This is a genomic window from Subtercola sp. PAMC28395 (assembly GCF_018889995.1).
Taxonomy (GTDB): Bacteria; Actinomycetota; Actinomycetes; order Actinomycetales; family Microbacteriaceae; genus Subtercola.
On sequence record NZ_CP076547.1, the window covers coordinates 1,289,914 to 1,304,265 of the forward strand.

Annotated in this window: 10 protein-coding genes and 1 tRNA gene; 8 read left to right on the forward strand and 3 right to left on the reverse strand. The window is 64.4% G+C overall.

What is annotated here, in order from left to right:
- The first annotated feature begins 219 nt into the window (after window positions 1-219).
- The 7 genes from KPL76_RS05975 to KPL76_RS06005 all read left to right on the forward strand — a co-directional run bounded on the left by KPL76_RS05975 (window position 220) and on the right by KPL76_RS06005 (window position 10,112).
- Window positions 220-1,551: an alpha/beta hydrolase-fold protein gene (locus tag KPL76_RS05975; protein WP_216335552.1), complete on the forward strand. Its 1,332-nt coding sequence runs from the start codon at window positions 220-222 to the stop codon at window positions 1,549-1,551.
- A 537-nt stretch (window positions 1,552-2,088) separates the two neighbouring features.
- Window positions 2,089-3,678 carry a glycoside hydrolase family 5 protein gene (locus tag KPL76_RS05980; protein ID WP_253202200.1) on the forward strand — a complete coding sequence of 530 codons (1,590 nt, stop codon included), beginning with the start codon at window positions 2,089-2,091 and terminating at the stop codon, window positions 3,676-3,678.
- 145 nt (window positions 3,679-3,823) lie between these two features.
- Window positions 3,824-4,603, forward strand: coding sequence for a copper resistance CopC family protein (locus KPL76_RS05985; protein ID WP_216335553.1), 780 nt, complete (start codon window positions 3,824-3,826; stop codon window positions 4,601-4,603).
- A 389-nt stretch (window positions 4,604-4,992) separates the two neighbouring features.
- Entirely contained in the window at window positions 4,993-5,403 is a 411-nt protein-coding gene (locus KPL76_RS05990) for a hypothetical protein (RefSeq protein ID WP_216335554.1), read from the forward strand.
- Between the two features lie 112 nt (window positions 5,404-5,515).
- Window positions 5,516-6,676 carry an Rv2578c family radical SAM protein gene (locus KPL76_RS05995; RefSeq protein ID WP_216335555.1) on the forward strand — a complete coding sequence of 387 codons (1,161 nt, stop codon included), beginning with the start codon at window positions 5,516-5,518 and terminating at the stop codon, window positions 6,674-6,676.
- A 69-nt stretch (window positions 6,677-6,745) separates the two neighbouring features.
- Window positions 6,746-7,426, forward strand: a complete 681-nt coding sequence (locus tag KPL76_RS06000; protein WP_216335556.1) for a thymidine kinase — start codon at window positions 6,746-6,748, stop codon at window positions 7,424-7,426.
- A 343-nt stretch (window positions 7,427-7,769) separates the two neighbouring features.
- Entirely contained in the window at window positions 7,770-10,112 is a 2,343-nt protein-coding gene (locus KPL76_RS06005) for a transglycosylase domain-containing protein (protein WP_216335557.1), read from the forward strand.
- 246 nt (window positions 10,113-10,358) lie between these two features.
- Here KPL76_RS06005 and KPL76_RS06010 read toward each other — a convergent pair.
- The 3 genes from KPL76_RS06010 to KPL76_RS06020 all read right to left on the reverse strand — a co-directional run bounded on the left by KPL76_RS06010 (window position 10,359) and on the right by KPL76_RS06020 (window position 14,049).
- Window positions 10,359-10,432, reverse strand: a tRNA-Pro gene (locus KPL76_RS06010).
- 124 nt (window positions 10,433-10,556) lie between these two features.
- Window positions 10,557-11,522, reverse strand: coding sequence for a metallophosphoesterase (locus KPL76_RS06015; RefSeq protein WP_216335558.1), 966 nt, complete (start codon window positions 11,520-11,522; stop codon window positions 10,557-10,559).
- A 13-nt stretch (window positions 11,523-11,535) separates the two neighbouring features.
- Window positions 11,536-14,049, reverse strand: coding sequence for a transglycosylase domain-containing protein (locus KPL76_RS06020; RefSeq protein ID WP_216335559.1), 2,514 nt, complete (start codon window positions 14,047-14,049; stop codon window positions 11,536-11,538).
- 49 nt (window positions 14,050-14,098) lie between these two features.
- On the opposite strand from KPL76_RS06020, the gene KPL76_RS06025 reads away from it, so the two are divergent.
- Window positions 14,099-14,347, forward strand: coding sequence for a DUF4177 domain-containing protein (locus KPL76_RS06025; protein ID WP_216335560.1), 249 nt, complete (start codon window positions 14,099-14,101; stop codon window positions 14,345-14,347).
- The last annotated feature ends 5 nt before the right edge of the window (window positions 14,348-14,352 follow it).

Sequence of the window (14,352 nt, forward strand, 5' to 3'; positions counted from 1 at the left end):
TGACGATATCGTGGAGATCGATGCGAATCCTGCAAGAATTCGTCGTCAAATGCCCCCACTTCGGGGGTAATTTGAGCCGAATGCCGTGAGTTTGCGGCGTGTCTGTACAAATCCTCATGGATCTGAATGAAACCCGTGAAACTCGCTGGCACAGATAGTCGAGTGTGCACATCTTCTGTAGGGTGATGTCGCGCACGGAGAGGATGACGGTAGATACCTGTGACCGACCTCATTCTCTCGATCAACATCGTCGACGGCCCAGCCGTGGTGGCGCTCGTTGTGCTGAGCCTGGGGCTTGCCGGGTACCTGCTCGCTCGCCGGCCCACCCCGGTGTGGGTTCTCACGGCTCTGGTGGGGCTTCTGGCAGGAGCGGCGGTCGCGTTGGTGACGGTGTTTCTCACCGAGAAGGTGTTCGACCTGTTCGGCGTCGGCTTCTCGACTACGACCATCACGTGGATCGTATTAACCTTTGCGGGCATCGGCCTGGCGATTGTGAACCTGTGGCGCTCGCGATGGTGGCGCAAGGTCGTTGCGGGAGTGGCAATCCTAATTTTTGCGCTCACGGGCACGGTCGGGGTGAATTCGAGCATCGGGCTGACCAAGACGGTGGGTGCGTTGCTCGGCATCGGCACAGAGAAGCCGCTGGTCGTGCCGACAGGGCTCCCCACCACACCGCACCCGACCGGCACGTCCTCGCACACCGCGGCGCCGTCGACCGTGCCGCTCTACCAGTCGTGGACGCCGCCAGCCGACATGCCGAGCGTCGGCACGGTGGGTACGATCGACATTCCGAACACGAACTCGGGGTTCGTGGCACGCAAGGCGCTGGCGTACCTGCCACCGGCGGCACTGGTTCAGGGTGCGCCGGCACTGCCGGTGATCATCCAGTTGAATGGCTCGCCTGGCAGCCCGGGGCTGGATGACCCGAAGAGCATTCTCGACCAGATGGCGTCGGCCAACAAAGGCCTGGCTCCGATTGTGATCAACCCCGACCAGCTCGGTGACCCGTCGAAGGACCCGCTCTGCCTCGATGCGACGAGCGACAAGGTCGAGACGTACATCATGAACGACGTGGTGCCGTATGTGCGCACGCACTTCAATGTGCTGCAGGACCCGAAGAGCTGGGCGTTCGTGGGGTTCTCGAATGGCGGCGAGTGTGCGGCGTATTTCGGGGCGAAGTACCCGAATGTTTTCGGCAATGTCGTGGACATCTCGGGCGACCAGTACCAGGCGATCGGGGACAACGGGGCGGCTCAGAAGTACTTCGGCGGGGATGCCGCGGCATACAAGGCGGCGTGGCCTCAGAACATTCTGGCGTCGGGGGCGCACGCATACCCTGACACGCTGGGGGTGTTCACGGCGGGGTCTGACGACCAGGAGATCAATGCGGGGGTGCGCACGGTGTTCGCGGCGGCGAAGGCGGCTGGGTGGAAGGCGTCGTTCACCGAGATTCCGAACGCGGGGCACGACGGGCCGGCGCTCGACATCGGGTTGCAGACGGGGTACAACGCGCTGTACCCGCGGTGGGGGCTGGCGGCGTCGACGGGCTGAGCGTGGTCGACTATTTTGGGGTCGCGGCGGTTCGAGTGGGTGGGGGCATTCGTGTGGGCGGGAGTAGATGAGTGGGCGGGAAGATACACGCCGGCACCCCACTCGAGTTTCGAATGACGGTCGTGTTTCGTTTGCGCAGAACTCGGTGGCGATCTTCTCCAGTCTGAGGCCCCGGATCTGTTCGGCGATGCCGGTTTGGGAGAGTTCGAAATGCCGAGAGAGGCTGCGCGCGCTCACGCCGAGTTCGTCGGCGGCGACGGCTGTATCGAGGTTCGGCCGGCCGAGGTTTCGGCGAATGATGTCACGGGCGCGATCGGCAAGCATGCCTGAGTCAGATTCGCGGCGGGCATTCGGCCCGAACCTCTGGTTTTACTCAGGTTTGGCGAATCTTCGGCTGAGGTCTCGTGACGAGCGTGCAGCGTTCTCATACTCTCGGATGAGCGGCGATCTGTGTCAGCGTTTTGACTGGCGCGGGACGGCCGCTTTTTCGTGAACTAGAGAGTTGTTCGTGAACGAGAGAATAGAGGGTAGGTCCGCGTGGTGAAGAAGTATCAGGCAGGGTGGCGCGTCGTCGCCGTTGCTGTCTCCGCTTCTGTCGCGGTCACCGGGGCGCTCGCCCTGTCGGGATTGCTCTCGGCTCCGGCCGCAAGCGCGGCCACTGTGACGTCAGGTGTGACGTCAGGTGTGTCGTCAGCTGCATCGCAGGCCGTGACGCCGACCCCCACTGCCACGCCAACCCCCACTGCCACGCCGAAGCCCACCGTCGCGCCAACACCTACTCCAACCCCGACGCCTGCCCCGGTCATCCCACCGATCACCGGGTGGCTGCACACCGACGGCGCGACCATCAAGAATGCCAGCAACCAGGTCGTCACCATCAAGGCGGCCGCATGGTTCGGCATGGAGACCACCACCTGCGCCCCGCAGGGACTCTGGTCGATCAGCCTCGACTCCGGCCTCGCGCAGATCAAGTCGATGGGTTTCAACACCATTCGCCTGCCGTTCTCGAACGAGTGCCTGGCCTCGAAGACCCTCGGGTCGATCAACTACTGGGTGAACCCCACGCTGCAGGGCAAGACTCCCTTGCAGGTGATGGATGCGGTGGTCGCCCGCGCGAAGGTCTACGGCCTCAACGTCATCCTCGATCAGCACCGGCCCGACTCTGCCGCACAATCGGCCCTGTGGTACACCTCGGCATACCCCGAGACGAAGTGGCTCTCGGACTGGGCGATGCTCGCCAAGCGTTATGCCGCCGAGCCGACCGTCATCGGTGTCGACCTTCACAACGAGCCTCACGGAACGGCGTGCTGGGGCTGCGGCGTGGCGGCGACCGACTGGCAGGCGGCGGCGACCCGCGGTGGCAACGTTGTACTTGCGGCCAACCCGAACCTGCTCGTGCTCGTCGAGGGCATCGACAAGCAGGCCGACGGCAGCGCGACCTGGTGGGGTGGTGGGCTCAGCGGAGTCGCCACGAAGCCGGTCAAGCTCACCGTGGGCAACCGGGTCGTCTACTCACCGCACGACTACCCCTCCACAGTCCAGGCCCAGACGTGGTTCTCCGCAGCCAACTACCCCGCGAATCTGCCTGCGCTGTGGGAGAAGAACTGGGGTTACATCGCGACCCAGAAGATCGCGCCGGTGCTTCTCGGCGAGTTCGGTACGAAGCTCGTGACTGCCAGCGACAAGGCATGGATGAGTTCGATCGTCACCTACCTTGCGGCCAAGGGCATGAGCTTCGCGTACTGGTCGTTCAACCCGAACAGCGCCGACACCGGCGGGCTGGTCACCGACGACTGGATGACGCCGCAGGCGGCGAAGTTGCTCGCCCTCAAGCCGCTCATCGGTGCAGGGATTGTGGTGCCGGTGCAGCCGCCGCCTACTCCGACACCTACTCCGACGCCAACTGTGACGCCCACCCCGAAGCCGACTGTGACTCCGACTCCAACTCCCACTCAAACCCCGGCGCCCAAGCCGCCCGTCACCCCAACGCCGGCTCCAACGCCCACTCCGAAACCCACAGTCACGCCAACGCCGACGCCGACGCCAACGCCGGCGCCAAAGCCGACGATCACGCCGGCCCCGACGCCGAAGCCGACGATCACGCCAGCCCCGACGCCCAAGCCGTAGCCGTAGCCGTCGCCGTCGCCAGCGATCACCCCGACGCTGCCAACGACGCCATAGTCGATGATCACCCTGGCGCCCAAGCGGTAGCCGGCGGTCGCGCCCTGGCCACACCCAGCATGCGAGCTTCTACGGTTCGTAGAATGGGCAGATGGTTCTGAAATTCCGGTCCCGCGTGAGTAAGGCGTTGATTTTTGCACTCTCTGCTGCGGGCTTCCTTGCGGTGGTGATGGCGATCGCTCCAGCTGGTGCGGCCAGCGCTCACGATTACGTTGTGAGCAGTTCGCCGACCGCCGACTCGACCGTCACGCAGCCGGTCGGCTCGGTGAGCGTCACCTTCAATGACCTTGTGCTCGACCTCGCGGGTGACGGGTCGAGTTCGGTTATGGAGGTGACCGGCCCCGATGGAGGATCCACTCACTTCGAGACCGGGTGTGCGAGCATCCTGGGCCGGGTGGTGAGCGCGCCAGTGGCGTTGGGGGCGGCAGGAAGGTACCAAGTGAGTTGGCAGGTGGTGTCGAGTGACGGGCATCCGGTGTCGGGGTCGTTCGGGTTCACCTACAGCCCGGCGGCAGGCAGTGCAGCTGGCGACGGTTCTGGAGCGGCTGGAAACGACACTGCGGCGAGCGGTACTCCCTCTGCGAGTGCTGTTCCTTCTGCGAGCAGTGTTCCCTCTGCGAGTGCTGTCCCTTCTGCAGGGAGCGCGACCGCGCCGGCGTGCGGGTCGGCAGGGGGATCCTCCGGAGCGCCGGTGACGGCTTTGCCGAGTGCAGGTGCGAGTGGTGCGTCGTCGAGCGGTGGCCTGAGCATCGACCCGTGGGTGATTCTCGTCATCGCGGGGGCAATCGTGCTGCTCGCTGTCGGTGGGGTCGTGGTGATCCTGGTCGTCTCGCGGAGAGCTGCGCGCGACACCGGCGGTGATGACAAGTAGTTGGTGAGTGCGAGCAATCCGACGGGACGGGCACGCCGAATACACACTGGCGCGGGTCGTCGGCGGTCTCCAACTGCGATGGATCCTCCAGCGGCTCGCGTTGTCTCACCGGGCGTTCTCTGCGGCTTCTACCCCTCGCCGTGGAGATCGCCCGGTTTCTCTGGTCTGACCCCTCGAAAGTTCATTTCGCGACAGAGAGCGTCATTTTGCGCCAAATCTGAGAGAGATCGCATCCAGCAGACTCGCCACGCCGCTCAATATGTAAGTACCCAATGAAACCGGTGCACCCGGCTTTCGAGTCGGCTACGGTTGGCTGCAGCAGGGTTGCTTTCGGCATCGTAGCCCTTTCGAGCATCCCTGAACCGTTTTCACAAGTGGGGGTGCGTGACATGGCGAACAAGAGACGTCGAAAGCTCGTGGTGCTGCCGGAGCTGGTCGAGCAGGGGCCGATCCTGGTGAAGACCGACGATGACATCGACGGGGTGAAGCGTATCGCCGAACTGCAGCAGACGTTCGGCGACAACATCCGGGCGCGAATCGTGCCGGGGGTCGTCGGCAGACGCAAGGTTCTCCATGTGGTGCTTCGCTACACCTCCTATCGGGCGGTCGCCGGTGAACTGGATGATCGGCTCACCAGAGACATCGGTCGCCGTGTGCGCTGGCTTGCCCTCTGGAATCGCGTGCCCAGCTGTGACGCTCTCATCGACACCGACCCTGATTCGCCGAACTACCTGAGTGTGTGGTTGAACCCGGCACGCGAGGGCAACGTGCGCCAGCAGAGCGAGATCGTCAGCAACTGACGGGTGCTGGGTGCTGGTTGCCGCTTGCCGCTTGAATTGCAGTTTGCAGTTTGCAGTTCGCAGATTGCGGCCGGCAGCTTGCGCGAAATTCGAAGATATGTTCGAATGAGGTATGCGTTGGAGCGGGCAGGAACTGGGTGCGACAGATGATTCCGCGCTGCCTGGGCTCGCTCGGCTGAACAATCTGGTCCGAAGCGTGCAGACGCCGGAATTCGCGGGTATGACGTTTCACGAGGTTCTCGCGAAGTCGGCTATCAACAAGGTCCCTGGGCAGAGCACGATGCCGTTCGGTTACACGATCAATCCGTACCGCGGGTGCAGTCACGCGTGCACCTACTGTTTCGCACGACCCACGCACACCTACCTCGACCTCGACGCCGGCACCGATTTCGACAGCCAGATCATCGTGAAGGTGAACGTGGCCGAGGTGCTCACGCGTGAGCTCCAGAAGCCGTCGTGGGGCAGGCATCCAGTCGCCCTGGGCACGAACACCGACCCGTACCAGAGGGCCGAAGGGCGTTACTCGCTGATGCCGGGAATCATCTCCGCGCTCGCGGAGTCGGGTACGCCGTTCTCGATTCTCACCAAGGGCACTCTGCTTCGTCGCGACCTGGCGCTGCTGGCAGCGGCAGCCGAGGTGGTGCCGGTCGACATCGCCATGTCGATCGCGGTGTTCGATGAAGAACTGCAGCAGTCGGTTGAGCCGGGCACGCCGACGGCGAAGGCGCGGCTCGCCACGGTGAAAGCTGTTCGCGACGCTGGGTTGAACTGCTCGGTGTTCATGATGCCGATCCTTCCGCACCTCACCGACACCACGACGCACCTTGATGCGGCGCTGGCCGCCATCACCGAGGCCGGGGCGACGAACGTGATCTACTCGGCCCTGCACCTGAGGCCGGGGGTGAAACCGTGGTTCATGCAGTGGCTGGGGCGCGAGCATCCGGAGCTCGTCGAGTCGTATCGGTCGATGTACTTCGGTGCCGCGTCGTACGCGCCGAAGGAGTACCGAAAGTGGTTGGCCGCACGGATTCGGCCGCTGATGGCCAGACACCGCATTTCGGTGGGGGAGGAAGACGAGGTCACCGGTGGTGTGCGGTCGTCGGCGCTGGATCCTGCATTGGCGCGAGGGCCAGCCATGGTGAGGAGTCACGAGTCGGTTCGGGAGCAGGCTTCGATTCAGCACCTGAAGCCGAACAGCAACCCGGCGGCCACATCGCGGCTGACCGCCAGCGGCGTTGCTCGGCACGTCGATGCGTCACAGTCGCTCTTCTGAGATGTCGCAGCCCAGTGCAGTGTCGCGCACGCCGGCGGTCGTCTTCACCAGAGGCCGTAGGGTTTAACCGTGGCAAAACTCTACTTTCGGTACGGCGCGATGAACAGCGGCAAGAGCACGGCCCTGCTGCAGGCCGCGTTCAACTACGAAGAGCGCGGGCACCGGGTGCTCATCGCCAAGCCGGCGACCGACACGAAGGGCGACCGGCAGGTCGTCTCGCGACTCGGCGTGACGCGAGACGTGGATTTTCTGGTCTCTCCCGACGATTCTCTCTTCGAGGCGTTCCAGCAGCACCGCGATGAAACGCATGGCGTGCGGCACAGAGACGTCATCACTGACGAACCCGGCGCTGTGAGCAGTGACGTGAGCAGTGACGTGAGCAGTGACGTGAGCTGCCTCCTCATCGACGAGGCGCAGTTCCTCACGCGAGACCAGGTGGATGATGCGCTCCGCATCGCCCTGATCGAGAGCGTGCCCGTGCTGGCCTACGGCATCCGCACCGATTTCCTCACCAGCGCGTTTCCCGGCAGCGCCCGCCTGCTCGAGGTGGCACACAGCCTCGAAGAGCTCAAGACGATCTGCCGGTGCGGTCGCAAGGCGATCTTCAACCCGCGGCTCGTCAACGGCCGATTCGTCTTCGACGGCGACCAGGTCGCGATCGACGGCGATGCTGTCACGTACGAATCCCTCTGCGGGGTCTGCTACCTCGAGGAGAGCAACGGCCTGCTGGGCGCAGCCCACCGCGACTGAGCTCCGGTGATCGCGACTGAGCTCCGGTGATCGCGACTGAGCGCCGCTGATCGGGGCTGGCTCCCCGCCGCTGCCGACTGCCTCCCTGACCGCACCCTGAGACATTCCCCGGGTTCTCTGCGGTGGCGCTCAGGTGCGCAACGTAGCGTCGTGAGGGGTGGCGGAGACAAACTCACTCTCCTGCACTGACCCAGCCCGACAGTCCTGCCAGACAGTCCTGCCCGACAGTCCTGGCGGGCTGACCTGCCAGACAGACCTGCGAGACAGACTCGCCCGCGTACCAGAGATCGGTTGTATGCCCGAAAGAAGACTGCCCGAAAGCAACAGCCCCAGGCGAAAGAGCTTGAGGCGAGACAGCTGGAGGCGAAACGGTTGGAGGCGAAACGACTCCGAAAGCAAGCACAGGTCGCCCGGCAAGCCGGGGGCCATCGCGGGCTTCATCGGCGCCAGCGTCATCGCCGGAGTCCTCGTGACCGCGATCGTGACACCGGCCGTTGCCGTCACCGGGGTCGCGGTCGACAGCACGCTGGGGCTGTTCGAGAACCTGCCGAGTTACATCAAGCCCGACACGCTCTCGCAGACCTCGAGCATCTACTCGCAGAACGCTGACGGCTCGCAGACCCTGCTCGCCTCCTTCTACGACCAGGACCGCCAGGAGGTCGGCTGGAACGACATCTCGCAGAACTTCAAAGACGCCATCGTCTCGACCGAAGACCCGCGTTTCTACGTGCACGGGGGCATGGATGTGCAGTCCACGACCAGGGCGCTCTTCGCCAATCTGCTGTCGGGAGGGATCACCTCGGGCGCATCCACCATCTCGCAGCAGTACGTTAAGAACATTCTGGTGCAGCGCGCCGAGGCGATCAGCGACCCCGCCCAGGAGGCCGCGGCCTACGCCGATGCGACCGCGACCACACCTGACCGCAAACTCAAAGAGATGAAGCTCTCGATCGGTCTCGAGAAGGAGTACAGCAAGAACGACATTCTGCTCGGGTACATGAACATTGCACTGTTCGGGGGTCGGGTGTACGGCATCCAGGCCGCTTCGCAGTACTACTTCGGGGTGAATGCCAATGCGCTCACCATTCCGCAGGCCGCCAGCCTCGCCGCCATGGTCAACGAACCCGAGGGCTTGCGCATCGATGTGCCGGCCAACATCGACGCCAACAAGGCCCGCCGCGACAAAGACGTTCTGGCTTCGATGCTCAAAGAGCACGCCATCACCCAGGCACAGTTCGACGATGCGGTGGCCACGCCCGTGACGCCGAACATCACCGAACCGTCGACAGGGTGCCAGACGGCCACGAACGGCGCCGGCTTCTTCTGCGACTACGTGAAAGACATCATTCTGAACGACCCGACCTTCGGTGCGACGGCGGATGATCGATCCAACGCTTTGAACCGAGGCGGCTACAGGATCGTGACCACACTCGACCCCACGCTGCAGGCGGCGGCGAACCAGTCGATGAGCGACTATGTGCCCTCGTCGATGTCGAGCGTGGATATCGGCGGAGCGTTCGTGACCGTTCAGCCCGGCACCGGCAAGGTGCTGGCGATGGCGCAGAACAAGACATACAGCCAGGATCCGTCGGCCGACCCCGCCACGAATACGGCGATCAACTACAGCACGGATGCCGCCTACGGAGGTTCGACCGGTTTTCAGAACGGGTCGACGAGCAAACTGTTCGTGCTGCTCGACTGGTTGAAGACCGGGCATTCGCTCGGTGACATCGTCAACGGTGCCAACAAACAGACGTTCACGTCGAAGAACATCACGAACAGCTGCGGTGACCCCGTCGGGACCTACACCGCCGGAAACGATGCCGGCGAGGTGGGCGGTAACGCCCCGGTGCTGACCCAGTTCGAGGACTCTGTGAACAACGCCTTCCTCAACATGGCGACGAAGCTCGACCTGTGCGACATCAATGCCATCGCGAAGGGGTTCGGGATGCAGCGTGCCGACGGCAAAGCGATGGACACCGGCCTCTATGCCACGGTTCTGGGCGGCAATGAAGTGTCGCCGCTGACCATGGCGGCGGCCTACGCCGGTGTCGCGAACAACGGCGCGTACTGCACGCCGGTCGCGATCTCGAGCATCACGGATTCGACGGGGGCCGCTGTCGCGGTGCCGCAGAGCTCGTGCACGCAGGTGGTCGACCCGAAGATCGCGCAGGCTGCGCTCTATGCGATGCAGGGCGTCATCCAGAGCGGTACCGCGACTGCCGCGAACCCGGCAGACGGCACGGCCCACTTCGGCAAGACGGGCACCACCGACTCCGAGAAGGACGTGTGGCTGGTCGGAGGTACATCGAAGGTCGTCTCCGCGTCATGGGTGGGAAACGTCACCGGCAATGTGTCGATACGCCAGACGACGGTGACGGGCGGGAACGGTGTCAAGGTCGGCAGTGGACTCTCGAGGCTGTACCTGTGGAAGGAGTTCTACAAGGGCACGGCCGACGCGCAGGGCGGGAGCAGCTTCCCTGCGCCGGATTCGAGCATGACGCGTAACTCCGGGAAGGCGCCCACGCCCACGCCCACGCCAACCGCGACGCCTACGCCGTCTCCTTCATCGTCCGGCGGGACGGGGAGCGGCGCGACGACTCCAGCCCCTGGCCCCACCTCGACACCGACGCCGACGCCCTCACCAGCGGTGACGCTGCCCGGTGTGGTGCCGCCCGCAGGGTGAGTCCGGCCCCTCGGGGAGCCGCTGGCGCCGAAGTGAGCCCCGTATGCCGGTCTCATTGTGTCGCAGTGGCCTCGCAACGCGACGTGGGTTGCGTCGGGGTAACAGGATTTGACTCCCCACCGCTCCTCCAGACGCCGCAGGCGGCGCCCGGAGCCTCTCGCGGCGTGGGCCCACGAGCAGCTTCGCGTCCGGATACGCCGGGAAATGCAAAAAGGGCCACCCTGTGGGCGACCCTTTTTGCATTTGTCGGGGTAACAGGATTTGAACCTGCGACCTCGTCGTCCCGAACGACGCGCGCTACCAAGCTGCGCCATACCCCGATCGGTGCCCTGGCGGCCGAGACCGCCCTGAACAACCTACTTATAATAGCCGACTTTCGCGGGGCATCCGTTCATCTGGCCGGATTCGACCAGATTGCAGGTGAGCACACAGCCGAGGTGGCGCTCAGGGTTTGGCCGTGAGAGTCAGCAGGGTGGCCTCGGGGAGGCAGGCGAAGCGTACGGGGGCGTAGATCGACGTTCCGAGGCCCGCAGAGACGTTAAGAAAGGCCCTGCGACGGCCGCGAGCCCAGGTGCTCAGGCCCTTGACCTGCTTGCGGGGAATGTCGCAGTTGGTGACGAGGGCACCGAAGCCGGGAACGCAGACCTGGCCGCCGTGGGTATGCCCGGCGAACATGACCTCGGCACCGTGGACGAGGAACGCGTTGAGTACGCGCTGGTACGGGGCGTGGGCGACGCCGATGACGAGGGTGTTGCGCTCTTCGAGTGCTTCTTCGTCTGGGGCGTTCTCGGCCTCTGTCTCGCGGAGGGAATCGAGGGCACCCGAGACGGATTCGAGCTTGTCGTAGTGGCGGTGCGGGTCGTCGACACCGAAGAACTCGATGTGCGTTCCGTTGATGTCGATTGCCGCCGCGGCGTTGTTGAGGTCTTTCCAGCCGAGGGCGGCGAAGATGCCGTGTTCACGCTCGAGGTCGAGGGCGACCGGTGCGGTATTCGTCTTCGAGGGGCCGAGAAAGTACTTCAATGGGTTCTTGAAGCCGGGCGCCCAGTAGTCGTTCGATCCGTTGACGAAGACACCGGGAATGCCCCTCAGAGGCTCCAGCGTACGCTCGAGTGCCGCGTACGCCTCGATGTGGCCGAGGTTGTCGCCGGTGTCGACGATGAGATCAGGTTTCAGTGCGGCGAGCGAGCGTACCCACTCCTGCTTGCCCGCCTGCCAGGGGGCCAGGTGCAGGTCGGAGAGATGCAGCACCCTGATGGGCTTCGAGCCGGGTGCGAGCACCGGGGCTGAGACCCGGCGCAGGGTGAAGAGCTGGCGTTCGACCAGCGTGCCCCAGGCGAACGCGGCTGCTCCGGCGGCCGCCCCGACTGCGAGAGTCGTTGCGGCCGCACGGCCGAAGTGAGATGTCACGCGCGGTAGAGCCCTACTTCTTCGGGCAGACGACGAGCGCAACCGTGGTCGCCGACTTGTTGACGAGCCCGGCTCCAGGGCTCTGGCTCACCACGGTGTCTGGCGTACACTTCGGGTCGGTGCTCGCTGTTGTCGTGACGTTCCACCCGTTGAGGGCAGACGCGGCGGCCGCCAGGGATTGGTCGGTTGTATCGGGCAGCGCGCTCAGTTTGCCGTTGCTCGTGTACATCGTGACGTTCGAGCCCTTGGTGATGCTGGTGCCGGCCGGTGGGTCGGTTCGGGCGATCTGGCCCGCTGGCTTGTCTGAGTCGACCTGACCACCGTCTGCCGTCACGAAGCCGGCTGCGGTGAGTTTCGCATCGGCTGCATCGACCGAGAGTCCGGATACATCAGGAATCGTGACCGAGGCACCGACGGTGAGGTTGCGGTCAGGCGTCGGGAAGCCGTCGCCGCCGTACGCATCGGCGGTGTTCTTGTAGAAGTCGCGCCACATCAGCAGCCTCGACTGGCCGCTGTTGACGCCGCCGCTGCCGGGGCCGTAGATGGTGGTGTGCCGGATCGACACGTGCCCGCTCACGTTGGCCGTCATCGAGGCGGTCACCAGTTTGGTCGTGCCGCCGACGAGCCAGACGCTCTCTTCGTTGTCGGTGGTTCCCGTCTTTCCTGCGTGGGAGACACCGTCACGCGGGTTCGCGGGCGTCGCCGTTCCGCTCTGGATTACGCCCTGCATCGCGTAGTTCGCCGCAGTTGCGATCTTCGGGTCGATGGCCTGGGTGCACGTGGTCTGCGGCACAGCAACGGGGGCGCCCGAGGCATCGGTGATGCTGTCGATGGCGACGGGGGTGCAGAACTTGCCCTGGTTGATGACGCCGGCGTAGGCGGCAGCCATCGTCAGCGGAGCGATCTCATTCGTTCCGAGGACTGCGGTGATGTTGGTCTGCAGCGGCGTGTTGTCTGCGCGGTGCACGCCGAGCGAGGTTGCGACGTCGCGGATGGCACAGGCGTCGAGCTGCTGCGACATGGCGATGAACGCGTTGTTCACCGACTCCTCGAACTGGGTCAGCACGCTTGCGCGACCGCCCGCTTCTCCGGCATCGTTCTGCGGTGAATACGAGCCACCGGTTGTGCCCTCGCAGTTCTTGAAGCTCGCCATGTTGAATTTCTGCCCGTTGCCGCCGTTGACGATGTCACCGAGCGAGTGCCCTGCCTGCAGCCAGGCGATGAGGGTGAACAGCTTGTAGGTCGATCCGACCTGGAAACCAGTCGAGCCGCCGTACGCGGCGTCGGTCGAGTAGTTCACCGAGGTGGCGTCGGCGGGAGCATCCGGAGCTTCAGAGAAGTTCTTGTTCTGGGCCATGGAGGTGACGCGGCCCGTGCCGGGCTCAACGGTGACGAGCGAACTGCCCAGGTCGAGGGCTGAACCGCTGTAGGGGATGTAGTACTTCGTCGTGTCGTCGGCAGACTTCTGCAGGTTCATGTCGAGGGTCGTGTAGATCTTGTAGCCGCCGGTGGTGAGGTTCTTCTCACGGATGTCTGCAGTTTCGCCGAAGATCTTGTCTTGCTCGATGATCTTCTTCACATAGTCGCAGAAGAAGCCGGCGCCGCTGATGGCCGTCTGGCAGCCGGTGGAGGGCTCGGTGATGTGGGGCTCAACGGGCGTTGCGACGGCGTCGTCGAACTGCTGCTGGGTGATGGTGTGCTCTTTGAGCATGGAGGCGAGAACGTCTTTGTCGCGCCGGGCCTTGTTGAAGTCGATGTTCTCGGGGATGTCGATGCGCAGCGCTTCGGGCTCGTTCACCGTGGCGATGAGGCTGGCGGCCTGGGGGAGCGTGAGCTGGTTTGCGCCGACGCCGAAGTAGTACTCCGACGCTGCCTGGATACCGTACACACGGCCGCCGAACAGCGAGATGTTCAGGTAGCCGAGCAGGATGTCGTCTTTGCTGTATTCCTTCTCGAGCCCGATCGCGAGCTTCATCTCTTTGAGCTTGCGGTCGAAGGTTGTCGCCGTGGCCTCGGCGTAGGCAGCCTTCTCCTGGTCGGGGTCACTGATGGCCTCGGCGCGCTGCACGAGAATGTTCTTGACGTATTGCTGCGAGATCGTCGACGCGCCACTCTGGATGCCGCCCGAGATGAAGTTGCCGACGAGCGCACGGGTGGTCGACTGCACATCGATGCCGCCGTGCACATAGAAACGGGGGTCTTCGGTGGAGACCAGGGCGTCTTTCACGTACTGCGAGATGTCGTTCCAGCCGACGGTCTGGCGGTTCTGAACGTAGAACGACGCGAGCAGCACGTTCGAGCCGTCCTGGTTCTTGCCGTAGAGGCTGGAAGTCTGCGAGAGAGCGTCGGGCTTGATGTAGCTCGGCAGGTTCTCGAACACGCTGATGGTGCTGTTGGCGGCGAGGCCGGTGACGGCGAGGGCGGGCGTCACCATGGCGGTGATGAGGACGCCAGCGATTGCGCTGATGCCCACAACACCGAGGAGAGCTCCGACCGCGCCACTAACCTTACGTTTCGGGGCAGACATAAGATCGAGCCTAAGTGACAAACCTGATAAAGAGCCAAAGGAGCACCGCGTGACTACGTGGGAGTACGTGACCACACCGCTGATGATTCACAACACCGCTGCGATTCTGAACAATTGGGGGTCAGATGGCTGGGAGCTCGTGCAGATCGTCACCAATGAACAGGGTGGAATCGTCGCCTACATGAAGCGCCCGCTGCAGGGCTCGGAGCCTGCGGCGGCCGCCGCTTCTGCTGCTGCCGCTGCGGGGTCATGGAACAGCGAGCCCGGTGCGGGCGCTGGTGCCGAGGGCGCACAGTGAGCGAG